General features: G+C 63.0%; 26 protein-coding genes and 1 pseudogene. 11 read left to right on the top strand and 16 right to left on the bottom strand.

All coding sequences use genetic code 11. From position 1 onward, the window contains the following. The gene (locus tag N0P34_RS02825; RefSeq protein ID WP_275605515.1) at positions 1-387 is read left to right on the top strand and encodes a GNAT family N-acetyltransferase; all 387 of its coding nucleotides are present in this window, start codon (positions 1-3) and stop codon (positions 385-387) included. A gap of 108 nt (positions 388-495) precedes the next feature. On the opposite strand, the gene N0P34_RS02820 is transcribed toward N0P34_RS02825, so the two are convergent. The 5 genes from N0P34_RS02820 to N0P34_RS02800 all read right to left on the bottom strand — a co-directional run bounded on the left by N0P34_RS02820 (position 496) and on the right by N0P34_RS02800 (position 3,354). Continuing rightward, positions 496-864 carry an MmcQ/YjbR family DNA-binding protein gene (locus N0P34_RS02820; RefSeq protein ID WP_275605514.1) on the bottom strand — a complete coding sequence of 123 codons (369 nt, stop codon included), beginning with the start codon at positions 862-864 and terminating at the stop codon, positions 496-498. Between the two features lie 68 nt (positions 865-932). Continuing rightward, the gene (locus N0P34_RS02815; RefSeq protein WP_275605513.1) at positions 933-1,355 is read right to left on the bottom strand and encodes a DUF1178 family protein; all 423 of its coding nucleotides are present in this window, start codon (positions 1,353-1,355) and stop codon (positions 933-935) included. A gap of 66 nt (positions 1,356-1,421) precedes the next feature. After that, the gene (locus N0P34_RS02810) at positions 1,422-2,252 is read right to left on the bottom strand and encodes a carbon-nitrogen hydrolase family protein (protein WP_275605512.1); all 831 of its coding nucleotides are present in this window, start codon (positions 2,250-2,252) and stop codon (positions 1,422-1,424) included. Between the two features lie 7 nt (positions 2,253-2,259). Then, on the bottom strand, positions 2,260-2,517 hold the full coding sequence (gene grxC, locus N0P34_RS02805; RefSeq protein ID WP_275605511.1) for a glutaredoxin 3: 258 nt from the start codon (positions 2,515-2,517) through the stop codon (positions 2,260-2,262). Between the two features lie 30 nt (positions 2,518-2,547). Next, a complete protein-coding gene (locus N0P34_RS02800) occupies positions 2,548-3,354 on the bottom strand; it encodes a ComF family protein (RefSeq protein ID WP_275605510.1) in 807 nt (268 codons plus the stop codon). Positions 3,355-3,404: 50 nt separating this feature from the next. Between N0P34_RS02800 and N0P34_RS02795 the strand changes: the two genes are divergently transcribed. Together N0P34_RS02795 and N0P34_RS02790 are read left to right on the top strand one after the other, a co-directional pair. Continuing rightward, entirely contained in the window at positions 3,405-4,235 is an 831-nt protein-coding gene (locus tag N0P34_RS02795; protein ID WP_275605509.1) for an SAM-dependent methyltransferase, read from the top strand. Then, the gene (locus N0P34_RS02790) at positions 4,235-4,777 is read left to right on the top strand and encodes an AAA family ATPase (protein ID WP_275605508.1); all 543 of its coding nucleotides are present in this window, start codon (positions 4,235-4,237) and stop codon (positions 4,775-4,777) included. The genes N0P34_RS02795 and N0P34_RS02790 overlap by 1 nt, the downstream gene beginning before the upstream one ends. A gap of 51 nt (positions 4,778-4,828) precedes the next feature. On the opposite strand, the gene N0P34_RS02785 is transcribed toward N0P34_RS02790, so the two are convergent. The 5 genes from N0P34_RS02785 to N0P34_RS02765 all read right to left on the bottom strand — a co-directional run bounded on the left by N0P34_RS02785 (position 4,829) and on the right by N0P34_RS02765 (position 11,419). Then, positions 4,829-5,398: a CarD family transcriptional regulator gene (locus N0P34_RS02785; RefSeq protein WP_275605507.1), complete on the bottom strand. Its 570-nt coding sequence runs from the start codon at positions 5,396-5,398 to the stop codon at positions 4,829-4,831. Between the two features lie 359 nt (positions 5,399-5,757). Continuing rightward, positions 5,758-6,096 (bottom strand): ferredoxin FdxA, encoded by a 339-nt coding sequence (fdxA, locus tag N0P34_RS02780; RefSeq protein ID WP_275605506.1) that lies wholly within the window; start codon positions 6,094-6,096, stop codon positions 5,758-5,760. 178 nt (positions 6,097-6,274) lie between these two features. Then, positions 6,275-6,685 (bottom strand): RNA-binding S4 domain-containing protein, encoded by a 411-nt coding sequence (locus N0P34_RS02775; RefSeq protein WP_275605505.1) that lies wholly within the window; start codon positions 6,683-6,685, stop codon positions 6,275-6,277. A 3-nt stretch (positions 6,686-6,688) separates the two neighbouring features. Beyond that, positions 6,689-9,712: a helicase-related protein gene (locus tag N0P34_RS02770; RefSeq protein WP_275605504.1), complete on the bottom strand. Its 3,024-nt coding sequence runs from the start codon at positions 9,710-9,712 to the stop codon at positions 6,689-6,691. A 921-nt stretch (positions 9,713-10,633) separates the two neighbouring features. Then, positions 10,634-11,419, bottom strand: coding sequence for a DUF3108 domain-containing protein (locus N0P34_RS02765; RefSeq protein WP_275605503.1), 786 nt, complete (start codon positions 11,417-11,419; stop codon positions 10,634-10,636). Positions 11,420-11,646: 227 nt separating this feature from the next. On the opposite strand from N0P34_RS02765, the gene rpmB reads away from it, so the two are divergent. Both rpmB and N0P34_RS02755 read left to right on the top strand, forming a co-directional pair. After that, complete coding sequence (gene rpmB / locus N0P34_RS02760; RefSeq protein ID WP_275605502.1) at positions 11,647-11,931, top strand: 50S ribosomal protein L28; 285 nt, start codon at positions 11,647-11,649, stop codon at positions 11,929-11,931. A gap of 125 nt (positions 11,932-12,056) precedes the next feature. Further along, positions 12,057-12,695 (top strand): VUT family protein, encoded by a 639-nt coding sequence (locus N0P34_RS02755; protein ID WP_275605501.1) that lies wholly within the window; start codon positions 12,057-12,059, stop codon positions 12,693-12,695. Positions 12,696-12,744: 49 nt separating this feature from the next. Here the strand turns inward: N0P34_RS02755 and N0P34_RS02750 are convergent, their stop codons facing one another. The 5 genes and pseudogenes from N0P34_RS02750 to N0P34_RS02730 all read right to left on the bottom strand — a co-directional run. Then, entirely contained in the window at positions 12,745-13,452 is a 708-nt protein-coding gene (locus N0P34_RS02750; RefSeq protein WP_275605500.1) for a hypothetical protein, read from the bottom strand. A gap of 74 nt (positions 13,453-13,526) precedes the next feature. Then, entirely contained in the window at positions 13,527-14,531 is a 1,005-nt protein-coding gene (locus N0P34_RS02745) for a murein L,D-transpeptidase family protein (RefSeq protein ID WP_275605499.1), read from the bottom strand. Positions 14,532-14,758: 227 nt separating this feature from the next. Beyond that, the gene (locus tag N0P34_RS02740; protein WP_275605498.1) at positions 14,759-15,712 is read right to left on the bottom strand and encodes an acetyl-CoA carboxylase carboxyltransferase subunit alpha; all 954 of its coding nucleotides are present in this window, start codon (positions 15,710-15,712) and stop codon (positions 14,759-14,761) included. Positions 15,713-15,932: 220 nt separating this feature from the next. Further along, positions 15,933-16,838 (bottom strand): site-specific tyrosine recombinase XerD, encoded by a 906-nt coding sequence (locus N0P34_RS02735; RefSeq protein ID WP_275605497.1) that lies wholly within the window; start codon positions 16,836-16,838, stop codon positions 15,933-15,935. Between the two features lie 95 nt (positions 16,839-16,933). Then, a pseudogene (locus N0P34_RS02730) lies at positions 16,934-17,056 on the bottom strand (histidine kinase); the annotation flags it as partial. 181 nt (positions 17,057-17,237) lie between these two features. On the opposite strand from N0P34_RS02730, the gene N0P34_RS02725 reads away from it, so the two are divergent. Next, a complete protein-coding gene (locus N0P34_RS02725; RefSeq protein WP_345774449.1) occupies positions 17,238-17,813 on the top strand; it encodes a shikimate kinase in 576 nt (191 codons plus the stop codon). A gap of 14 nt (positions 17,814-17,827) precedes the next feature. Then, positions 17,828-18,940 (top strand): 3-dehydroquinate synthase, encoded by a 1,113-nt coding sequence (gene aroB / locus N0P34_RS02720; protein WP_275605496.1) that lies wholly within the window; start codon positions 17,828-17,830, stop codon positions 18,938-18,940. 2 nt (positions 18,941-18,942) lie between these two features. On the opposite strand, the gene N0P34_RS02715 is transcribed toward aroB, so the two are convergent. Beyond that, positions 18,943-19,206 (bottom strand): BolA family protein, encoded by a 264-nt coding sequence (locus tag N0P34_RS02715; RefSeq protein ID WP_275605495.1) that lies wholly within the window; start codon positions 19,204-19,206, stop codon positions 18,943-18,945. A 47-nt stretch (positions 19,207-19,253) separates the two neighbouring features. On the opposite strand from N0P34_RS02715, the gene N0P34_RS02710 reads away from it, so the two are divergent. The 4 genes from N0P34_RS02710 (at position 19,254) to N0P34_RS02695 (ending at position 23,970) form a co-directional block, all read left to right on the top strand. Further along, a complete protein-coding gene (locus N0P34_RS02710) occupies positions 19,254-19,874 on the top strand; it encodes a DnaJ domain-containing protein (protein ID WP_275605494.1) in 621 nt (206 codons plus the stop codon). A 100-nt stretch (positions 19,875-19,974) separates the two neighbouring features. Further along, positions 19,975-20,958 (top strand): cobaltochelatase subunit CobS, encoded by a 984-nt coding sequence (cobS, locus tag N0P34_RS02705; protein WP_275605493.1) that lies wholly within the window; start codon positions 19,975-19,977, stop codon positions 20,956-20,958. 136 nt (positions 20,959-21,094) lie between these two features. Next, positions 21,095-22,984, top strand: coding sequence for a cobaltochelatase subunit CobT (cobT, locus tag N0P34_RS02700; RefSeq protein WP_275605492.1), 1,890 nt, complete (start codon positions 21,095-21,097; stop codon positions 22,982-22,984). Continuing rightward, a complete protein-coding gene (locus N0P34_RS02695) occupies positions 22,981-23,970 on the top strand; it encodes an esterase-like activity of phytase family protein (RefSeq protein WP_275605491.1) in 990 nt (329 codons plus the stop codon). Before cobT ends, N0P34_RS02695 begins: the two co-directional genes overlap by 4 nt. The last annotated feature ends 44 nt before the right edge of the window (positions 23,971-24,014 follow it).

Below are 24,014 nucleotides of genomic sequence, written 5' to 3'. Positions count from 1 at the left end.
GTGCCTCTCTATCGGATCGATCCGTTTCCGACCGATCCGACACTCGACGAACTCTGGCGGCGCGCCTGGAATGCGCCGCTGGGGAGATCCTACCAGGGCATTCTTTCCCGCAGCCTCGGACATCTTTGCGCCTATGAGGCCGAACGACTGGTCGGCTTCGTCAACATTGCCTGGGACGGCGGCGTCCATGCCTTCATCCTCGACACCTGCACGGATCGCGATTTCCGCCGGCGCGGCATCGCCACAGAACTGGTGAAACGGGCTGCCGATCTGGCCCGGGAGCGCGGGGCGGAATGGCTGCATGTGGACTACGAACCGCATCTGCATGAATTCCACAGCGCCTGCGGCTTTGTCCACAGCGCGGCCGGTGTCATGAAATTGTCGTGACAATTCAAACATCGGGTGCTACCACCCGCTCAGCCAGTCAGCGGTCTGCCAAGATTGCTGTCCGGTCAGGTTCGATAGCGGGGATTCCACCCTCCCTATCGGACCGACCTAAATCCCCATGACATCGTCAGTGATCCCCAGCTCGGACCGCAGCTTCCGCGTGAGACCTTTTGCGACCAAGGCATAGGACCGGCCGATATAGGCCATGAGGTCCTCTTCGGTCAGGGGCGAACCCTCGGTGACCTCGACCCACATGCGCTTGGCAAAATAGGGCGCCTGCGCGACATTCTCGAGCTCTGTCAGCAGGTCAAAGCTGGTGTCGCCGCATTTGAAGACCAGGCGGAGCGGCGCAGTGTCGGACAACAGGCAAAACACCTTGCCGCCGACTTTGGCGATATGGGCCTCCCACTGGTCTTCAGTGGTCACACCCGGCCAGGCCAGGGCATCATCGAAACCCTTGCGGTCATAAAGCGACATTGGCACCTCCCATCACCAGACCGGTCATGGCTGCCACAAGCGTCATAAAATGTCAGGAGCCGAAGAGCTTAATTGTCCTCACCCACATCGGGCAGAGGCAGGAAATCCACCCCATCCTCGATGAGGCTGGCGATCTCGTCCTGGCTGGCCTGGCCATAAATGCCGCGCGCCTCCACTTCCTCGAAATGGATCTTGCGGGCTTCCTCGGCGAATTTATCGCCGACATTGTCCGCCTCATTCATCACCTTGCGACGATAGTCGCGCAGCATATCCCGGAATTTTGCCGCATCGGGATGATTGGAGCTGAGCGTGCGCCGCTCATTGTCGGTGCGGGCGACGGCGGGAGCCATCGGCGCCTTTTCGACCTCCGGGTCGCCGCAGATGGCACAGCTGACAATGCCACGCGCCTTCTGCTCGTCAAAAGCGGCCGCGTTCTTGAACCAGGCGTCGAAGCTATGCCCCTTCGCACATTGTAGAGAATACTGGATCACTTTTTCTGTCGTGGTCTGTGGCAGCGCCGACAGGCGCGCCCTCTCAGTGTCATATAGCGTCGACGCCTAGCCCCGCAATGGCTCGGGCGCAGCAAAATCCCGTGCATTGGCCAAAGCCGGCACACGATGGCGGGCTTCGGCCACCATGGCCGGATCGATATCGGCCAGGAGGACGCCAGGCCGGTCGTGGTCGAGTTCGGCGACGATCTTGCCCCAGGGGTCAATGATGAGCGAATGCCCGTAGGTGGCCCTGCCATTGGCATGCTGACCACCTTGGGCCGCGGCAATGACATAGGAGCCGGTTTCGATCGCCCGCGCGCGCAAAAGCACATGCCAATGGGCCTGCCCCGTCGGTACGGTGAAGGCCGCAGGAACAGCCAGCAGATTTGCTCCGGCATTGGCGAGCGCATTGTAGAGCCGAGGGAAGCGCATGTCGTAGCAGATGGAAAAGCCGAGCGTGAAATCGCCCAGCGGCGCCGTCACCGCGCGCTCGCCGCCCTTGTAGGTCGCGCTTTCGCGATAGGCGTTGAGCCCGGCAATATCGGCATCGAAGAGGTGGATCTTGTCGTATTGCGCCACCATTGCCCCATCCGGCCCGAACAGTACGGAGCGATTGGCGAAGCGCCCATCGTCGAGGGGAATGGGCAGCGAACCGATATGGACATGCATGCCATGCTGCCGCGCCAGCACGCCCACCTGCGCCAATTGCGGATGGTTTTCGAAGGGTGCCGCCACCGAGCGCAGCTGATCCCGGCTTTCCGGAAAAATCAGGGTGACTTCCGGCGTCAGCGCATAGGAAGCACCCGCCTCGGCCGCTTCGGCCAGAAGCGGTTCGAGCGCTGCAAGATTGGCATCCGGATCGAGCCCGGACTGCATCTGGATGGCGGCAATTTTCATGGTTCGGCTACTGGGTGGCGAGAAGAGGATCGAGACCGCCTTCGCGGTCGAGCGCTGCCATGTCGTCATAGCCGCCCACATGGGTCTCGCCGACAAAGATCTGCGGCACGGTGCGGCGGCCATTGGCACGCTTGGTCATGGCTTCGCGCAGCTCGGGGTCGAGCACGGTGATCTCGGTATAGTCGACGCCCTTCTCGTTCAGCAGCGACTTGGCCGCATGGCAATAGGGACAGGTGGGGGTGGTGTAGATTTCGACCTTGGCCATTGTCGGGCTCCGGAAAAATTCGTCTCGATCTTATATGGGGAGATCCGCGCCGATGACAACGCGGGCAAAGCTCAAGACGTCGATCCGCCCGGCCCCGCCGCGCTTGAGCGCCCTGGTAACGGCCTTGACGGTCGCCCCGGTGGTGTAGACGTCATCGATGATCACGATGGGGCGACCACCCAACCGGCGCGGGAGATCGCGGTGGGCGACAAAGGCCCCCTGCACATTGCGGGTGCGCGCATCGCCCGACAGCCCCACCTGCTGACGCGTCTGGCGGTGCCGCTGAACCAGATGCGGATCGATCCGGAGGCCGGTCAAGCGCGCGAGCTCTTGAGCCAGGAGGAAGGATTGATTGTAGCGCCGGAAGCGCAGCCTTTGCGGGTGCAAGGGCACGGGAACGAGGACAGTATCGGCAGCGAGCAAGTCGCGCCCTGCACCCGCCATCAGCCGCGCGCAGAGCCGGGCAAGCTCCGGCCGATCGCCATATTTGAGCTGGCTGACCAACGTTCCCACCATCTCGCCATAGGAGAGGGCCGCGCGCGCCCGGTCGAACGGCGGCGGATCGGCAATGGCTTCGGCTGATAGCGCGCCGTCCCCCTGATCACTGTCAAACGGCAACCCCAGCACCGGGCAGAGCGGCTCGGTGATCGGCCGCAATTGGGCAAAGCAGGCGCCGCAGAGTGCATCGCTATGCTCGAGGGGCGCCCTGCACCCGGCGCAAACCGGCGGATAGAGCTGGTCGAGGACAAGTGCGCCCAGCCGGCGCAGACCAGGGCCGAGCCAGTGCCGCTGCGTCCAGTCTTTGACTTCCCCTTCGCCCCTCGCCATAAGACCCATAATGGCACGCCCCGCAGCCGGGGCCAGCCCCCATTCGCGAGCATGTTTTTGTGTCCCACCAGCCCCGTCTTTTCGACACCGAACTGATCGCCCGCCATCTGGCGCGCCGCCGCGATACCTCAAATTTCGTGAGGGATCTGGTGGTGGAGGATCTGGCCGACCGGCTCGGCGCCCATATGCGAAATTTTTCGAGCGCGCTGGTCATCGCGCCCGACGCGCAATGCCTGCCCGAGACAATGGAGACCGGATCGGCGCCCTTACGCTTCACGCGCGTTGAGGCCTTTGCGGGGACAGAAGAGTTTCCCGCCCTGCCCGATGGTGAATTCGACCTCGTAATCTCGCTGCTGCATCTGCAGGCGGTCAATGACGTCCCGGGACATCTGGCGCGACTGCGCGCCCGCATGAAGCCCGATGGGCTGTTCATGGCGGCCCTGATCGGGGGCGAGAGTCTCACCGAATTGCGCGAAGCCTTCCTGTCGGCCGACCTGACGCTTTCGGGTGGCGCTTCGGCCCGTATTGCCCCGATGGTACAGGTGCGCGACGGTGGCGCGCTGCTGCAGCGGGCCGGATTTGCGCTGCCCGTTGCCGATGTCGAAAGTCACAAGGTGCGATACGCCAATCCCTTTGCGCTGATGGCCGAGCTCAAGGCGCTGGGCGCGGCCAACCCGCTGGCCGATCGGTCTCGCCGTTTTGCCACGCGCAGCCTGCTTTCGGCAGCGGCAGGGGCCTACGCGGAACGCGACAGCGACCCCGATGGCCGCGTGCGCGCCACGCTTGAAATCGTCTGGCTGGCCGGCTGGGTACCGCACGAAAGCCAGCAGAAGCCGCTGCGCCCCGGCAGCGCCAAGACGAGCATGAGGGATTTTCTGGAGAAAGACTGATGGACATGCCTGCCGGTCACATCCTGTTGCTCTCCGGCTCGCCCGGATCGGGAAAGACGACGATCGCCGAGCGCCTGGCTTTCCTGCCCGGCGTGCCGAAAGTTCATCTCCATTCCGACGATTTCTGGGGCTACATCAAGACCGGCAAGATCGATCCCTGGCTGCCTCAGTCAGACGACCAGAACCGCATGATCATGGGCATTGCCGCCGATGTCGCCGCAGCCTATGCGCTACATGGCTATTTCGTGGTGCTCGATGGGATCGTCCGCCCCTGGTGGTTGCCGGCTTTCACCGCCCTTGGCCTGCCGCTTCACTACATCATCCTGCGGGTCGGCGTCGCCGAGGCGGTCCAACGCTGCCGCAAAAGGGGCGGCGACAGCCTGACCGATCCCGACATCGTGGCGGCCCTGCATGCAGAATTCGTCGGGCTGGAGGCATGGGAAGCCAATGCACTCGATGTCGATGGCCTCGACCGGGAAACCGCGCTGGCCGCTGTTCGCGCGTGTGTGGCAAGCGGCAGCCACAGGATTGCCGCGCAATAAAAAAGGCCGGCATTGCTGCCGGCCTTGAAATGCTTGCCTTGCGAAAAACGCTTAGGCAGCAGCTTCCTCGTCGCTTTCGGCTTCCGCAGCATCTGCCTTGGTGCGCTTCGGGCTCTTGGCGAGCTGCTTTTCGATCAACTGCACGGCCTCGGTCAGCGTCAGCTTGTTGACGGAGCTGATTTCACGGCTCATGCGATCCATGGCCTGCTCGAAGAGCTGGCGTTCGGAATAGGACTGCTCGGGCTGGTCATCGGAGCGATAGAGATCGCGCACGACTTCCGAGATGGCGATCAGATCGCCCGAATTGATCTTTGCTTCATATTCCTGGGCGCGACGCGACCACATGGTGCGCTTGACACGAGCGCGGCCGGTAACAGTTTCCAGGGCTTTGTTGACCTCGTCCTCTTCGGCCAGCTTGCGCATGCCCACGGACTTGATCTTGGCGACCGGCACGCGAAGGGTCAGCTTGTCCTGCTCGAAGCTGATGACGAAAAGTTCGAGGACGAGGCCTGCGACCTCCTGCTCCTCGATGGCCACGATAAGGCCAACGCCATGCGACGGGTAAACGACATATTCACCCGTTTTGAAACCGAGCCGCTGCTGAGACTTCTTGGCTACCATAAGCTGGAACTCCTTTTTGACGCCCCAAAATGGTCGATTCCTTGCGGCAAGGACCGGCCACTCCTACTCTACTCAAGCCCGAACCACGGGCCTTTGGGCAGCACAAACCTCCTGGCCTTCGGGTCCGCTTCATCCGAAGAAGTGCCAGGCAACAGAGGATGTTATGTCAAAAAAATCGTGCCATCTGGCACGGCTTGGGTGACGGGCTGAGCTGCATATGGAGGGACCATAGCACAAAAATTCAGCAAAATCAAAAGGTACGAATCACGCAAGCAGGAACGGGCTGCTTAAGCCCGTATATCGCCCTTCGCAAGAGAACCCTTGGCTTGTCCAACGGTTCCGTACACCCATTTCCGAGATCAATCGCCCTCGCCGGGCTCCTCGGAAAAATACTTCTCGAGCTTGCCCGATTCGCCGTCGCGGTCCTTGGCCTCGGGCAAGGGATCGCGGCGTTCGGTAAGATTGGGCCAGGCCGTCGAGAATTTGCGGTTGAGCTCCAGCCACGCATCGAGCCCGCTTTCGGTATCGGGCTTGATCGCCTCGGCAGGGCATTCGGGCTCGCACACGCCGCAATCGATGCACTCATCGGGGTGGATGACCAACATGTTCTCGCCTTCGTAGAAACAGTCCACCGGACAGACTTCCACGCAGTCCGTATACTTGCAGGCGATGCAGTTGTCGGTGACGATATAGGTCATACGAAGCGATCCGCGTAAAGGAAGGGCTACCCCCGGAGGGACACGCCAGCCAGTCTCAACGGTCCGGTTGCTAAACCCTTTTGAGCGCCTCTGCAAGGCTGAGACGGGGGACGGATTGGCGCAGCGACGGGCCGCAGGCGAAAGTCTTGCTCACGCGCGCGCTGCAAGCCCAGCAAAGCTAGTCGTCATCGTCGCTGCGGAGCTTGTCGGTCTCCCGGCGCTCCTTCTTGGTGGGGCGGCCGCTGCCCATGGGGCGCTCGGCAATCGCAGCGTCATAGGGCGACATTTCGGCCTTGGGCGTCGGCGGCGGCGACATATCCTCGTAAAGCATGGCCGCTTCGGGCGCCGGGCCGCGACGGCCGCCGCAATCGATTATGCGCCAGACGAGGATGCGCCCATGCAGCGCCATGGTCAGGACGTCGCCCGCCCCGACCTTGTGGTCGGAGCGGTCTGTTTTCTCGGAATTGACGCGGATAGCGCCCGATTCGATGATCTTTTGCGCCAGGGTGCGCGACTTGACGGCGCGCGAGAAGAACAGGAACCGGTCGAGCCGTTCCTTGCGGAGCGGCTCAGCGCCAGTCCCGGCCAAGGCCTAGTCCTTCTTGCCGCGCAGGGCGGCGAGGGCAGCGAAGGGGCTGTCCGGATCGAAAGCCACCTTGCGCTCTTCGCGCTGGGGCGGACGACGATCGTTGCGCTCGGTCTTTTCCGGACGTCCGCGGCCTTCTTCGGCCTTCGGCCGCGTATTGGCAGGACGGGCGTTCTTCGGCCGCTCATTGCCTTCGGGGCGCGTGGCGCCTTCCGGACGCGTCGCGCCCTTGGGGCGCTGGCGATCGTTGCGACGTTCGCGCGCAGGTGCATCGGCATTGGCGCCATCGCGACGGCGCGGCTCATGGCGGCGCTGTTCGTTCTGGCGACGACCGCCGGGGAACCAGATCTCGTCGAACTCGGGCTCGGCTTGAGCCGCCGCAGCATCTGCGGAGGCCACGGCAGCAGGCGCAGCCACTTCTTCCGTCGGCGCCACCTCTTCGGTCGCGACCGCCTCAGGGGCAGCTTCGGCAGCCGGTTCGGCGGTCACAGGCGCGTCTTCCACCGCAGCCTCGACAGCGGGCGCTTCAGCGCTGGCTGCATCTTCAAGCACAGCGGCGTCAGTCGCTGCTACAGCCTCGACGGGCGCAGCCACCTTGGGTGTGCGGCGCAGGCGATAGCCCAACGAGCTCAGGATCGAGGCGAAGTCTTCGCCCGAGCAGCCGAGCAGGCTGGTCATTTCCACCGTCACGCGGAAACCATTGCCCTCGGCCGCGCCATTGGGCAATTCGCCCTGGTAGCGGCTGGGGTCGATTGCGATCAACGGGCGGATGATGTCGGCCAGACGCTCGAGAATGTCGACGCGCACGGCGCGCTTTCCGGCAACCTTGAAGCCGGCGATCTCGTAAAGCCGCGTATCGACTTCAGGATCGACGAGGAACGAGGTGCGGCCCGACAGAACGATATGGGGAATGTCGGTGACGCCCGGCTGGCGGATACCGCCGTTCTTGAGCGCAAACAGGATCAGCGCCAGTTCGCGCGGCGCTGGCTTCAGCGAAAGTGGCAGATAGATGTGGTAGGCGCCGAACTTGATGCCCAGCTTGCGCAGCTTGCCGCGCACGTCCTGGTCGAGCGCCTTGACCTCGTCGGCGACTTCGGCGCGGGGCAGAAGGCCCAGATGCTCATAGAGCCGATAGGCGATGCCACGGGCGCTGCCTTCGATGTCCGCCGGCGCTTCGAGCGACATGACCTGCTCGAGCGTGGTGTTGATATGGTGGCGCAGCCACAGGCTCAACCGATCCTGCACACGCTCCAGATCCGGCCCGGTCAGCGTCTCGTCGGCCAGCATGATGATGCGCGGGCGATAAAGCGTATCGCCCTCGGCCAGTTCCGCCACAATATCGCCGCGCCAGCGCAGGCGTCCATCTGTGGCCAGCACGAATTCTTCGTTGGGCGCACCGGCCAGGCGATCGGCCCGGTTGCTGATCTCGGGCGCGACCGCTTGATCGGCCGCGGCTCGGATGCCCTTGACGTCGACCTCGCCATCGGCGCGGGCGAGGGTGAAACGGAAGCCTTCGAGCGTGCCGAGCAAGTGGCCTTCAAGCCTGACTTCGCCGCGCTCATTGATCTCGGGGGATACCATACGTTTGTCTTTCAGATGGCGGAGCAGCACGCTGGTGCGCCGGTCGACGAATCTCTGCGTTAAGCGCTCATGCAGCGCGTCACTCAGGCGATCTTCAATGTCTCGGGTCTTTTCGCGCCAATGTGAAGGGTCTGCAAGCCAGTTTTTGCGGTTGGCGACAAAGGTCCACGTCCGGATCTGCTTGATCCGGTTGCTGAGCGTGTCGATATCGCCCTCGGAATTGTCGCAAAACCGCACCTGCTCGGCAATCCAGTCTTCATTGGCAGCCCCGTATCGTCGCAGATCGGTAAAAATGCGGGTAATTATTTCGCCATGCGCTGCAGGCGAAATCCCCTGATAATCCGGGGTCTGGCAACATTCCCAGAGCAGTTTGACCGCTTCATGGCCGCGCGCATAATTGGCCGCTTCATTGCGGGAAAGGAACTCGAGGGCCAATTGGTCGGTCGCAACCGGCACCCGCGTGAGAACCTTGTCGGTGGGCGCCACCTCGAGGCTGCGGCGCAAGCGCTCGATGGATGAGAAATCCAGCACGCTGTTGCGCCATTGCAGCACTTTTACCGGTTCGAAGTCGTGGGTTTCGAGCTGGACGACCAGTTCTTCATCGAATCCTTCAGTGCCGCCGGTCACCCCGAACGTGCCATTGCGCTTGTGTCGGCCGGCACGACCGGCAATCTGACCGAGTTCGGAGGGGGTCAGGGGCCGGGATTGGCGACCGTCGAATTTGGTGTCGTCGGCAAAGGCGACGTGGTGGATGTCGAGATTGAGCCCCATGCCGATCGCGTCGGTCGCAACGAGAAAATCGACATCGCCATTCTGGTAGAGCTCCACCTGGGCGTTGCGGGTGCGTGGCGACAGCGCGCCCATGACCACGGCGGCCCCGCCCCGCTCGCGCCGGATCAACTCGGCAATGGCGTAGACCTGGCGGGACGAGAAGGCGACGATGGCGCTGCGCGCCGGCTGGCGCGAAATTTTCTTCGAGCCGGCATAAGTCAGCTGCGAAAAACGTGGCCGCTCGATGATCTGGGCGTGCGGCAGCAGTTTGCGGACGACCCCGGCCATGGTCCAGGAGCCGAGCAGCAGGGTCTCGTAAAACCCGCGCGCCTTGAGGATGCGGTCGGTAAAGATATGGCCGCGGTCGAAATCGACGGCGGTCTGGATTTCGTCCACCACCACGCAGTCGACATGGATGTCCATGGGCATGGCTTCCACCGTCGCCACCCAATAGCGCGGCTTGGCCGGAATGATGCGCTCTTCGCCGGTAACGAGTGCCACCGCGCCCTCGCCCACCCGCTCGACGACACGCGCATACACTTCGCGCGCAAGCAGCCGCAGCGGCAGGCCGATCATCCCGGTGGGATAGGACAGCATGCGCTCGATGGCGAAATAGGTCTTGCCGGTATTGGTCGGGCCCAGAATGGCCTTGACCGTTTGGGAGGGTGCGATGGTCATTGGCGCCAATGTAGGGGCTCGGCAGCGACGATGCGAGGGGCGTTTGCGCTTGTCCCACAAATGAGCGCTTTTCGAACAGGTCGGGATCGCGCCTTAAGCTTTGGAACAGAAGCGAAACGAACAGGGGCAGAATCAGCGCAGATGTTGAAATCACGCTTTGTTCACGGCTAGGTCTTGTGGCCGCTTCTGCACGCAGCCACTAACCCAGCCCGCGATGCCGCCAAGGCCGTCTGAAAAGGGGCGCCGAGCGTTCACACCTCTTTCGATCCGGTTAATTTGGCGCTGGCGGGCCGATTTCCTGACGTCATGTAAATATCGGACATGCCACGAAATTATGCGGAATTAACCGATAGAGGCCCAGCGCCGCTGGGGCGGACGCACCCGATTTTCACACTTTATCTGTTGACGCTCCATTTTGGCACAGTCCGATCCCGCAAGGCCGCGAATTTCGCGCAAAATCCTGAAACGACACAGTTTTCCCGCCACCAGCACATGTCGTTAACACCGAGATCAAACCCGGAACGAACAGCGTTGGAATCAGGACGAAATCAGAAATCCGGCTTTGTTCTCTACCAGATGTGGTGCCGCTCGAACTGCTCACCACAAGTGCCCGAGCGCGCGCGGCAAAACGCTCAAAAATCCGTTCAGCAAGATTGCCAGGTGGTTAAGATGGGCTTGAATGCGCCTTTTCCTGCCAAGACATTAGCGACTGAAAATTCTGCCGGCCCACCGCATTAATTTCTCGACCCCGCCTGCGCCTGACGCGGCACATGCAAAATTGACAAAGTAGCGCTTGACCGTGCCGCTTCGGGACACGCCGTAAGGCACGCATTGGACGCGCCTTACGGCCTGTTAGGCCATGAAAAAGGGCCCGGATGATGTCCGGGCCCGCATAAAGGACGGCAATAAAGCGCTGTGCGCCTAGAGCTTGGTGCCCACCAGAACCATGGACAGATCGCCCATCGACGTCCCCAGCAGCACGCGATAGGGAATGTAGTAGCCGGTGTCACCCAGCGGCGCGTACCAGAGCAGGATGCGGCTGTTCTCAGCCAGATAATTGGTGATCTCCGAGGATGTATAGTGCCCCGAGATCGGCTGGTAATCGAGGCTGCAGGAGACGACCGGGCCCTGATAGCCGGTGCGCGGCGAGGTCGCCTCGTCATTGCGCGCAAAGCTCATGGCGATATTGAAGCGCTCCACCCCGGTGAAGATCTTCAGCCGCCGGTCACAGAGACTCTTGTCGAGCGCCTTGCCCTTGACCACGAAGGCGGAGAGGAAATCGCCGACCCCGCTGAGATGGCCGCGCTCGAGCGGCACCCGGTCATAGCTTTCAAAGACCGGCGGCTCGACCTTGAAGGCGCTGACATTCTGGCCTGCATAGGTAACGTCGACAGTGAAAACCTCGCCATTGGCGCGCGTTTCGAGATCGAACTCGTTCGAAACGAGACTTTGCCCATTGGACGCGCCCCGTGCGACCACCTTGGCCGTGCCGCTCGAAACCAGATTTCCGAGCCCGGCGACCTTGGCCGACAGATCGAGCTCATAGCGGCGCCCATCATCGCTGAGATCGACATCGAGCGTGGCGACATTTATGCCGCCCAGCGTCAGCACATAGCTGGCGCGGGCTTCGACCGGCGCGGCCATGCTCGGCGCCATGCTGGCAAGGAGGGCGGCGGCGACAAGGCTGGTGCGGATCAAAATTGGCATCTCACGTCGTAGGGGCGGCGGCCAGGGAAGGCACCGGCGAATCAGCAAATATGGATCAAAGTGCCGACCTCTTATGTCCCATGCAAGGCGCTCGCGGGCGTTTGAGCGGCCTCTTGGGTTGACTGCGCGGCCCATTTTCTCTAGGAAGCCCGCAGATCTCAACACAACCGAGGCCCGTTGCGGATTTCCCGCCACGCAGGACCTTTACACAAACAGGATATCTCACAATGGCACGTCGCTGCGAACTCACCGGCAAGGGCGTCATGGTCGGCAACAATGTCTCCCATGCTCTTAACCGCACCCGTCGTCGGTTCCTCCCGAACCTCGTCAACGTTTCGCTGATCTCGGACGCTCTCGGCCGTTCGATCAAGCTGCGCATCTCCGCAGCTGCTCTGCGTTCGGTCGAGCACCGCGGCGGTCTCGATGCCTTCCTGATCAAGCAGGCTGACGCCGATCTGAGCCCCCTGGCTCTCGGCATCAAGAAGGAAATCCGCGCAGCTCTCGCCAGCTAAGCGTCTTTCGACTAGAATTCGAGCCGCGTGGAGCACCTGCCCCACGCGGCTTTTCTTTTTTTGTAAGCTTCATCAAACGTCGCACCGGTCTTATGCCGGCCAGCGGCAACTAGAGGTGCATTCTGATGCTGTCTCGTTTCCTGGTGGCCGTGGCCGCCATGGTGGCCATTGTCGCCGCCTCCAATGTGCTCGTCCAGTTCCCGGTGATGACCGAAATCGGCCCGGTCAATCTTGGTGACATCCTCACCTGGGGCGCCTTCACCTACCCGGTCGCCTTCCTCGTCACCGATCTTTCCAATCGCACTTTTGGCCCGGCCAAGGCGCGGCTCGTCGTCGTCGCCGGTTTCGCCGTGGCGGTCGTGCTCTCGATCTGGCTGGCCACGCCGCGCATCGCTATCGCCTCGGGCTCGGCCTTCCTGGTCGCGCAATTGCTCGACATTTCCATCTTCCACCGCCTGCGCAATGCCGCATGGTGGAAGCCCCCGCTGGTCTCGTCGCTGTTCAGCTCGGCCCTCGATACTCTCATCTTCTTCAGCCTCGCCATGGCGCCGGCCTTTGCCGGCATCGACGGCTTCTTCGGCATGGCGGATTCGTCCCTGGCCTTCCCGGCTCCTCTGCTCGGCATCGGTCCTGAGGTCGAGTTGTGGCAGTCCCTGGCGCTGGGTGACTTCCTGGTCAAGCTGGCGCTGACCATTGCCATGCTGGCCCCCTATCGGGGCCTCCGTGACGTGCTGCTGCGCTGGACGGCCCCCAGGGCGGCCTAGCGTTTCAATGATTCCATCGCGTCAATGACGCGGTGGAATGCTCTGGTCGCTAGCAACTGACGCGGATTTCGGCAAATCCGGTCAGGCCTTCATCACCGCCGGAGGTGACCCCCAGCATGCAATTGGTCCCCGCCAGCGGCAAGGTGCCGCCAGAGGCGATGATATTGCCGTCCGACAGCGTCAGATAACCATTGTCCACGGCGCTGACGGTGATCGAGCCGGTCGTGCCGCAGATGTCGTAGCTATCGCCAGAAGCCACGAGGATGCGCATGCCCGGCGGCAGGCAATCGCCATCGCCTTCACTGGTCTCGGCGCCGCCGGTAATGGCAGGCAGGCCCGGCACGGACGGCGCGACCGCCCCGCCCCGCATATTCTGTTCGATGATGGATAGCCTGTTGGAAAGGTCCGACAGCTCGGCGCTGGTCGGCCCGCCCGATGCAGCGGTGGGCGCGGCCCCGCTCCGCTGTGCATAGAGATCCAGGCTGATGCGAAGCTGGGCAACGTCCGTGGCGAGCCGCAGCACCTCGCGATGGGTCTGGCTATACACCCAGCCCGATGCCGCAAGCGCAGCGACACCGACAAGGGCAGACACCATGCTTAGCAGCGTCGACGCCCGCATGCGCCGGCGTCGCCCACCCTTGGCCTTGTCACCCCGGCGTGGCGCGCGGGATTCCTCGGCAGGGCCAAGACGCATCTCCGGGGTCACACCGGGCAGCTGTTCAGCGCCGGGACCGGGTTCGGCGGGCTTGGGCTCCACTTTTGTCCTCCATTGGCGCATTTGGCGAGCCAAGACGACGCGCCTTCGGCAAGTCCCATCAAACTGGGGCCGAACTAGGACCGCGGCAAGGGCGATTGCGGCTGAGGCGCGGACTTGCCCGACATGACCGGGGCCACATTGGCGTCGCTGCTGCCGAACATGTTCCCGATGCCCGAGAAGAATCCGTTCACCGCCTCGCCGCGCGCCTTGATCGCTGCCTCTTCGGCCGCCTGCCGGTCCCGCGCTGCCAGTGCATTGGCCAGCGTCGCGTCATCGGCCTGCTGCTTTGCCATCAACCCCGCATCGGGGGTCGTGGTCGGGCATGGCCCCAGCGGGTTCAGCGGGCCGTTGGCGACGGCGTTGAAGATATAGCGCTTGTCGCAAACGTCCCAGGCCGGCGGGGTCTTGTTCACCTCGAACAGATCGTGGCCCTGCTTGATGTTCTTCCAGAATTCGAGATGCTGGCTGTCGGCATGTTGGGCCATGTTGGTGGCGGTCATGCGGAACGGAAAGATCTGCAGCTGGAAGCTGGGATTGCCGCCCTTGAACGTTTCGCGCGCCAGGGCATAGATTTCGGCAATTCCGGCATCGGTCATGGCGTAGCAGCCCACCGATTTACAATCGCCATGCACCATCAGATTGGACCCGGTGCGCCCATGGGCACGGTCGAACTTGTTGGGAAAGCCGGTATTGAAGGCCAGGTAATAGGCCGATTTCGGGTTCATCAGCCCGGGCGAGATCGTATAGAAGCCTTCCGGGCTCTGCCGGTCGCCTTCCTTGAATTTAGGCCCGAGATCGCCGGAATAGGAGCAGATCTCATAGGTTTTGAAGAGTTTGTACTGGCCCGAATTGGTGCGCTTCCAGACCTCGAGGACCTCTTCCTTCTTGTAGATGCGGACCACCATGCCCTCGCCCGGCGATGAGCCCATCGCCTTGAGCGCCGAGACCATGGAGGCCGGCATGGGAATATTGTGGCGGTTGTCACCACCCTTGATGAAGCCGGAACAGGCAGCCAGGCCCAGTGCAAGCCAGGCAAGGATGATGATGGCACCGAGGCGGTGAAACAATCTTGCGGTCACGAAGGTCAGGCCCGATCGATAAAACAGCCCCCTGTAGGGGAGCAATGGTTACCGCAGCATGATCCGGCTGGGTGAATGAAGCCTTTATCACGACCGTTATTTCCCCGGAAGCAGGGGCGCTCACGCATATTTGTGTGCGCAAACGTCCCTTGCCCCGCAGCCATCAGGCAACAAAAAATCCCCTGCGCCCGGTCCAGGGCGCAGGGGATGGAAATTGGGACCACCAGCTAGATATTGGTGCCGATCGCCAGGAATTTCTCGCGCCGATGCTCGCGCACTTCGAGGCGCGACTTGCCGGCGAATTCGGCGAGGAAATCTGCAATGGCCTGCCGTGTGGCATCCATCACGACTGCCGCATGGCGATGGGCCCCACCGGCCGGCTCGGCGATAATTCCGTCGATGACCTTGAAGCCGAGGAGATCCTGCGCCGTGATCTTCTGGGCTGTCGCCATATCCTGGGCCTTGGCCGCATCGCGGAACAGGATCGAAGCGCCGGCTTCCGGCGAAATCACCGAATAGATCGAGTTTTCCAGCATCAGCACGCGATTGGCCGTGGCGATGGCAATGGCGCCACCCGATCCGCCTTCGCCGATGATGATGGAGATATTGGGCACGCCCAGCTCCAGCCCCTTCTCGGTCGAACGGGCAATGGCCTCGGCCTGGCCGCGCTCTTCCGCACCGATGCCCGGATAGGCGCCGGCGGTGTCGACAAAGGAGATCACCGGGACATTGAACCGATCGGCCATTTCCATGATGCGGACGGCCTTGCGGTAGCCCTCAGGATTGGCCATGCCGAAATTATGCTTGAGGCGGGTTTCGGTCGAATTGCCCTTTTCCTGGCCGATCACGGCGACCGGCAGGCCATTGAAGCGGCCAAAGCCGGCCTGGAGCGCGGCGTCTTCACCATATTTGCGGTCGCCGGCCAGCGGCGTCCATTCGGTGATCAGGCGCTGCACATAGTCGGAAAAATGCGGCCGCTGCGGATGGCGGGCCACCTGTGTCTTCTGCCAGGGCGTCAGTTTTTTGTAGATCTCGACCAGTGCCTCATCGGCACGGGCAGAGAGCCGGTTGACCTCCTCGTCGATGGTGACAGCGGAATCGGTCGCCGCCAGAGACTTGAGCTCGACGATCTTTGCTTCGAGATCGGCGACCGGCTTTTCAAAATCGAGATAAGATTGCATCCCACCGCCCGTAGGGGTCATTGTTGCGGACCCGAAAATTCTCAGGCCTCGGCTCTTGCGCTCTAAAGTGGCCGGAAAGTGGCGGTGGCGCAATCGCAAGTCAACCCACGGGACGAAATTGCCCGGTTTTTTGCGCCCTATCCTTTAAAGGACGTGGACAAAGGCGCGGCACAACCCGCCTGGGCACCGAAGCTTTCGCCAAGCGGAGGGAGCGCGTCGCCTACCTCTGCGCCAGGGGATGATGGGTCTCGACCAGAGTGCGCAATTTTTCGTCGAGCACATGGGTATAGATCTGGGTCGTCGAAATATCGGCGTGACCGAGCAGCATCTGCACCACGCGCAGATCGGCTCCGCCGGCCAGCAGATGGCTGGCAAAGGCATGGCGGAGCACATGTGGCGCGACGCGGGACGAAGAGATGCCGGCGCGCGCCGCCAACCCCTTGAGATCGCGCGCAAAGACCTGACGGGCCAGATGTCCTTCCTCGCCATTGGCGGGAAAGAGGTAGGGGCCGGGCTCGAGACCGGCGATCCAGGAGCGCACGGCATCGCGCGCCCTGTCGTTCATCGGCACGACGCGTTCCTTGCCGCCCTTGCCGCGCACGGTGAGGAAACTGGCCTCGCGCATCACAGAACTGCGCTTGAGTTCCACCAGTTCGGACACGCGCAGCCCGGTGGCGTAGAGCATTTCGAGCAGCACATAGAGCCGCAGCGCCGCCTGCTGCTTTTTCGGCTCCGCGGACAGATTGGCTTCCTCTTCGGCCAGGGTCAGCAATCTGTCGACCTCGGCCACGGAAAGCACTTTTGGCAGCGGGCGCCGCGTCTTGGGGCTGGCAACGATGCGCGTCGGGTCGTCTCCACGTAGACCGTCGGCGCACAAAAACTTGTGGAATTGCCGCACTGCCGAGAGCCGTCGGGCGCTGGAGGAGGCGGACAGGCCCTCCGCCTTGAGCGCATCGAGATAGGCCATCACCGTCTCGCGCGGGCAGGTCAGCAGGGTCTGCTTTTTGCTGGCGACGAAGCCTGCATAGTCTGTGAGGTCGCGCCGATAGGCCGCAATGGTATTGGCTGCGGCGCCGCGCTCGGCGCTCATCATTTCGAGAAAGGCGCCGACCAGATGGGCGCTCATTGCCCTGGCGTCCCGCCCGCCGGCGCGCTGGTGACATTGGGGGTCGGCAGGCCGCCGGGACGGATCGGATCGGGCTCGCCCAGCAAATCCCGGGTCGGGATGCGCACGCTGACCGGTTTCGGTTCGGGCTGGACGAAAGACACCAGTGCGAACATTCCCGCATAGGCGAGGCCGCCCAGAAACAGCACGGTGATGAGAAGCCGGAAGAGAGTGGGCATTGAAATCCTGCTCGGTCGATCCGGACCAAAGGTGGCAGCAAAAGGTTTCGATCCGGTATGGGCCAGTCTTGCGCAAAACCGCCGCCGGGATCAACACCAAGGCGGGAATGGTCCGCACAGCTTCTTGACAGGCGGGGCCTCTACCGGTTCATACCGTTTCCGTGATCGGAGGGCGCAAGCGTTGAACAAGTCGGACAGTGCCGGACGGTCGAACCGCGCCAAGACCCTGATCGAACGCCTCAATGGCAAGCCCCTGGTCCTGGTGGGCATGATGGGTGCCGGCAAGACCACGGTCGGCAGGCGCCTGGCCACGCGCCTTGGCCGCAAATTCCTCGACAGCGACGAGGAAATCGAAAAAGCCGCGCAAATGACCATCCCCGAGATTTTTGCCCAGCGCGGTGAACCCGAATTCCGCGCCGGCGAGACGCGGGTCATTTCGCGCTTACTGCGCGAGACCGATCTGGTGCTGGCCACTGGCGGCGGCGCCTTCGTCAATGCCGAGACCCGCGCCATGGTCAAGGAACATGCGATCTCGGTCTGGCTCAAGGCCGATGTGGATATCTTGTTCGAGCGCGTCTCGCGCCGTTCCAACCGCCCGTTGCTCAAGACCGCCAATCCGCGGGAAACGCTCGAAAAGCTGGTCGAGGAACGCTATCCCATCTACGCCGATGCCGATGTCACCGTGCTTAGTCGCGACGTGCCGCAGGACGCGGTCGCCGCTGACATCATCTCCGCCGTATTGGCCTATCTGCGCTGAAAGGGTTCGCCACCATGGCTCAAATCGACCACACGGTTCACGTCGCCCTGGGCGATCGCGCCTACGACATCCTCATCGGCCCGCATCTGCTCGATGAAGCCGGCGACATCCTCAAGGACAAATTCCCCGGCCGCCGTTTCGGCATCGTCACCGACACCGAAGTCGCCAAGGCCCAATTGCCGCGCCTCGTGGCCAGCCTCGACAAGGCCGGACTGACGCACCAGACGATCACCCTGCCCAATGGCGAGAGCACCAAGAGCTGGGACCATCTTCAGACCGTGGTCGAGGGATTGCTTGCGGCCAGGCTCGAGCGCAATGATATCGTCATCGCCCTGGGCGGCGGGGTCATCGGCGACCTTGCCGGCTTTGCCGCATCCATCACGCGCCGCGGCATGGATTTTGTCCAGATGCCGACCTCGCTCCTGGCCCAGGTCGATAGTTCGGTGGGCGGCAAGACCGGCATCAATTCCCCACATGGCAAGAACCTCGTCGGCGCCTTCCACCAGCCAAGATTGGTGCTGGCGGATCTGTCGACGCTCGACACCCTGCCCGCGCGCCAGTTCGCCGCCGGCTATGCGGAAGTCGCCAAATATGGGCTGATCGACGATCCCGCCTTTTTCGAATGGCTCGATGCCAATCTCACGGAGATTTTCGAGGGCGGCCCGGCGCGCGGCGAGGCCATTGCCCGCTGCTGCGCCCACAAGGCGCGCGTCGTCATCGAGGACGAAAAGGAAATCGGTGTCCGGGCCCTGCTCAATCTCGGACACACATTCGGCCACGCGCTGGAAAAGGACACCGGCTATTCCGATCGCCTGCTCCATGGCGAGGGCGTGGCCATCGGCATGGTCCTGGCGCACCGGTTTTCGACCAAGCTCGGCCTTGCACCCGGCCAGGATGCGGGACGCGTCGCCGCCCACTTGCAGCGGGCGGGCCTGCCCACCACATTGGCTGAAATCCCTGGAACGCTCGGCTCCACCGAGACCTTGATGGCGGCCATCGGCCAGGACAAGAAAGTCTCGCGCGGCGCGCTGACCTTCATCCTCACCCGCGGCATCGGCCAGGCCTTCATCGAAAAGGGCGTCGCCCCCTCAGCGGTGTCGACATTCCTCGACGAGATGCGCGGCTGAACTCAGCCGGCTGGCAGAATTTCGATATTGAGGGCATGAACCCGGCTCTTGAGTTCCTCTGCCAGCGTCTCATTGACGGCGCGATGTTGCGCAATGCGGCTCAAACCGTCAAAGTCGCGGGTCGCGATTCTGACACGAAAATGGGTTTCACCCCCCTCTCGCCAACCGGCATGACCAAAGTGCTTGTTGGATTCATCGATCACTTCGAGGTGGAGGGGTGCAAATCGCTCGGTAAGCTTGGCTATTATCGTGTCCCTCATGGACATGGGTCCGGCTCCGTATTGGCTTTATGCACTAACTAGGCGTTATGAAATTGCAATCCAAGCTCTTCGATAACATCCGCATCCGTCCCCGCCGGGAAGAAAAGCCGGCCGAGATCGAGATCGTCTGTGATTGGGAAGGCTGCGAGCAGGCCGGCGAATACAAGGCGCCCAAGGGCAAGCGCTCGGACGGGCAGTATCACCATTTCTGCCTTGAGCATGTCCGCCACTACAATCAGGCCTTCAACTATTTCGCCGGCATGAGCCCGGACGAACTGGACGAGGCCCTGCACACCCCGCCCAAGGCCGAGTCGCGCTCGACCTTTGCCACCGGCAATCCGAACGCCGCAAAGGCGGCAGGGCGCACGGCCAGCGCAAATCCGGGCGACAAATATGGCGACCCCTTTGGCGTCTTTGCCCGCTATCGCTACCAGCAGTCCAAACGTCCGGCCACCGAGCGGGTCAAGCCGCTGAGCGAGCTCGACCGGCGGGCGCTGGAGACGCTCGGCTTTGCCAAGCACGCCAAGTCCGACGAGATCAAGACCGCCTACAAGAATTTGGTCAAGAAGCATCACCCCGACGTCAATGGCGGCGATGCCTCGTCAGAAGAGCGGCTGCGCAGCGTCATCGCGGCCTACAGCCACCTCAAGAAAATGGGCTTCGTCGTCAGATGACGCAGCCGTGACAACTTGGCTACCGAAGGGGCGACTGCTATAGAGCCCCCGGCGCCAAGCGTCTCCCACCGGAAAAATCATTCATCCACGAGCCCTTGCTATGACCGAATTCACCAATCTGCCCGACACCGAATACAAGGCGAGAGACCTTTTCGGCATCGATACCGACATGGTGGTCAAAGGTTATGCCGAGCGCACCAGCCATGTGCCGCCCGTGGACCCGGATTATCTTTTCGACCGCAACACCACGCTCGCGATCCTGGCCGGCTTTGCCTATAACCGCCGCGTCATGATCCAGGGCTATCACGGCACCGGCAAGTCCACCCATGTGGAGCAGGTCGCCGCCCGCCTCAACTGGCCGCTCGTCCGCGTCAACCTCGACAGCCATGTCAGCCGTATCGACCTCGTCGGTAAGGACGCTATCGTCCTCAAGGACGGCAAGCAGATCACCGAATTCCGCGACGGCATCCTGCCCTGGGCCGTGCAGAACAACATCGCCCTCGTCTTCGACGAATATGATGCCGGCCGCCCGGACGTGATGTTCGTGATCCAGCGCGTGCTCGAGCAGTCGGGCCGCCTGACCCTGCTCGACCAGAACCGCGTGATCACGCCCCACCCGGCCTTCCGCCTGTTCTCGACCACCAACACCATCGGTCTGGGCGACACGTCGGGCCTCTATCACGGCACCCAGCAGATCAACCAGGGCCAGATGGACCGCTGGAGCCTTGTCACCACGCTGAACTATCTTCCCCACGACAAGGAAGCCGGCATCGTGCTCGCCAAGAACAAGGCCTATGGCGAGACCGAAAAGGGCAAGAAGCTCATCTCCAACATGGTGCGCCTCGCCGACCTCACCCGCTCGGCCTTCATCAATGGCGATCTTTCGACCGTAATGAGCCCGCGTACCGTCATCACCTGGGCCGAGAACGCCCAGATTTTCGGCGGCGATATCGGCTTCTCCTTCCGTCTCACCTTCCTCAACAAGTGTGACGAGCTCGAGCGCCCGGTCGTGGCCGAGTTCTACCAGCGCGTCTTCGGCGAGGACCTGCCGGAAAGCTCCGCCAATCTGGCTGTGACGGCGTAATCCACATTCATCGGGTCATTCCCGCGAAAGCGGGAACCTCCGTTTCGGGATGTGTCAGCAAACAGGGGTTCCCGCTTTCGCGGGAATGACGCCGCGATAAAACCGGTGCGTCGGCGTCCGCACAATGGATAAGACCATGGCCACGCCTCCGCGCAACAAGCCGAACAAGCCCGACCAGACCCAGCTGTTCAAATCCGCCATGGGCGCGACCGTGCGCGCGATCGGCGCCAAGCCCGAGCTGGAGGTGAGCTTCACCTCCGACCGGCCGCTCCTGACCTCAGACAAGGCGCGTCTGGCCAACCTGCCGCGCCTGCCCACCCGGCGCGACATTGCCATTGCCCGCGGCCAGGGCGACGCCATGGCCATGCGGCTCGCCAGCCACGACCCCGACACCCATCGCAAGCGCAGCCCCATGGACCCGCAGGCGCGCGCCGCCTTCGATGCGCTCGAACAGGCGCGCGTCGAATCGCTCGGGATCGTGCGCATGCCCGGCATGTCCGGCAATATTGCCGAAATGCTCGAGGACCGGCTGTTCCGCTCCAATTTTGCCGAAGTCAGCGACAAGGGCGACGCCCCGCTGGCCGAAGCACTGGGCCTTCTGCTGCGCGAAAAACTTGCCGGCGTGCCGGTGCCGCCCTCCGGCCATGCCCTGGTAGACCTGTGGCGCGGCGAAATCGAAAGTAAGGCCGCAACCTCCATCGATGCGCTGCTGGGCACCTACGAGAACCAGGAGGCCTTTTCGAAGGCCGCCCGCGCCGTGCTGCGCGACCTCAATCTCATCGCCGAAAGCGAGATGGACGATCCCGACTCCTCGGACGAGGAGAGCGCCGACGACAGCCAGCCCGAGCAGGCCCAGGGCTCCGACCAGTCGCCGGAGCAGGGCGAAGGCGAGAGCGAGCAGGACGACAGCCAGGACGACCAGCAGTCCGGCGAAAGCGAAGAGACCGGCGACGTCGAAGGCATGGAAGCCGACATGGCCGATGTCGACGAGGATGCCGAGGCCGAGGCCGGCGAAGACGCGCCCATGCCCCCGCCCGCCAAGGATGGCGGCGAGCGGCTGACCAACCAGTTTAACTACAAGGTGTTCACCCAGAAATATGACGAGATCGTCAAGGCGGCCGAATTGTGCCCGCCCGACGAGCTCGATCAGCTCCGCGCCCTCCTCGACAAGCAGCTCGAAAACCTGGCCGGCGCCGTGGCACGGCTGGCCAACAAGCTGCAACGTCGCCTCATGGCCAAGCAGAACCGGAGCTGGCAGTTCGACCTCGAAGAGGGTCTGCTCGATACCGCCCGCCTCACCCGCGTCGTTACCGATCCGATGCAGGCGCTGAGCTTTAAGGTCGAGAACGACACCGATTTCCGCGACACGGTCGTGACGCTGCTGATCGACAATTCCGGCTCCATGCGCGGCCGTCCGATCACCATTGCCGCCATCTGCGGAGACATCCTCGCCCGCACGCTCGAGCGTTGCGGCGTCAAGGTCGAGATTCTCGGCTTCACCACGCGCGCCTGGAAGGGCGGCAAGAGCCGCGAAGCCTGGCTCGAAGCGGGCCGTCCGCCCAATCCCGGTCGCGTCAACGACATCCGCCATATCATCTACAAGGCCGCCGACGAGCCCTGGCGCCACGCAAGGCGCAATCTGGGCCTGATGATGCGCGAGGGGCTGCTCAAGGAAAACATCGACGGAGAGGCCCTCGAATGGGCGCGCAAGCGCCTGATGGCACGCCCCGAGCAGCGCCGCATCATGATGGTCATCTCCGACGGCGCCCCGGTCGACGACTCGACTCAGTCGGTCAATGCCGGCAATTATCTCGAAGCCCACCTTCGCCAGGTGATCGAGGACATCGAAACCCGCTCGCCCATCCAGCTGGTGGCCGTGGGCATCGGCCACGACGTGACGCGCTATTATCGCCGCGCCGTGACCCTGCTCGATGCCGAGGAATTGGCCGGCGCGCTCACCGATGAGCTGGCGGCGCTCTTTGACGAGGAAATGCCGGCCCAGACACGGCGTCGCGGCCGGAGATGAGAAGGGCTGCCGCCCTTGCGATCCTCTTGAGCGCCGTGGCGTTTCCCGCCGGGGCGGTGGACGCCACGGTGGCAGCGGCACAGGTGACGCGCTTCAAGGGCGTGGGGCTCGACCAAAGCGTCCAGGGCCTTGTCTTCAGGGGCGGGCTGACGCTGCAGAGCCAGGACGACACTTTTGGCGGCCTCTCCAGCGTCACTGTCACCGGGCCGGACCAGCGCATCGCCTTCGTCACCGACCGGGGACAGTTCGTCTCCGGCAGCCTTGCCTATGACGAGGACACCCGCCTCTTCGGCTTTATCGGCGTTACCATCGAACCCGTGCAGAATTCGGCCGGCGCCCCCCTGCCCCGCCAATATGCGCGGGATGCCGAAGGCATGGACACGGTCTGGCGCGACGGCGTTGCGGCCGCCGTCCGCGTCAGCTTCGAGAACCTCACCCGCGTCGCCGATTTCACCATCACCGATGGCCGTCCCGGTGGGCCGGCGCGCGAGATCGCCATTCCCGACTGGCTGACCGATCTGCGCACCAATGAATCGCTGGAATCGATCTGCATAGCGCCTCCCGCCTCCCCGATTGCCGGCTCGACACTGCTGATCACCGAGGAAGCGCTCGACGATGACGGCAATCATCGTGGCTGGCTGCTGGGCATCAACGACAAGGGCCCGATCGGCTATGTCAACAGCCCCATCGTCAATCCGACCGACTGCGCCTTCCTGCCCAATGGCGATCTGCTGGTGCTGGAGCGCGGCGTGGCGCTCTTCAGCTTCGTGATGAATCTGCGTCGGGTGCCCGCCGCCCAGGTGCGCCCCGGCAATCTCATGGAGGGCGAACTGCTGCTCTCCGCCGAGGGCACCGAGATCGACAATATGGAATCCCTCATGGTGCACACCGCCCCCAATGGCGAGACGCGCATCCTGATCGGCTCGGACAATAATTTCAACGACTGGCAGCGCAACCTGCTGCTGGAGTTCGCACTGCCTGAATAGGCTTTTTCATTCGTATCGCCCGAGTCATCCTATCCTCCCCCCTC

It is taken from the genome of Devosia sp. FJ2-5-3, from assembly GCF_029201545.1.
In the GTDB taxonomy this organism is placed as follows: Bacteria; Pseudomonadota; Alphaproteobacteria; order Rhizobiales; family Devosiaceae; genus Devosia.
The sequence above is the reverse complement of the archived record's forward strand: the minus strand, read 5'-3'. Positions and strand labels throughout refer to the sequence as shown.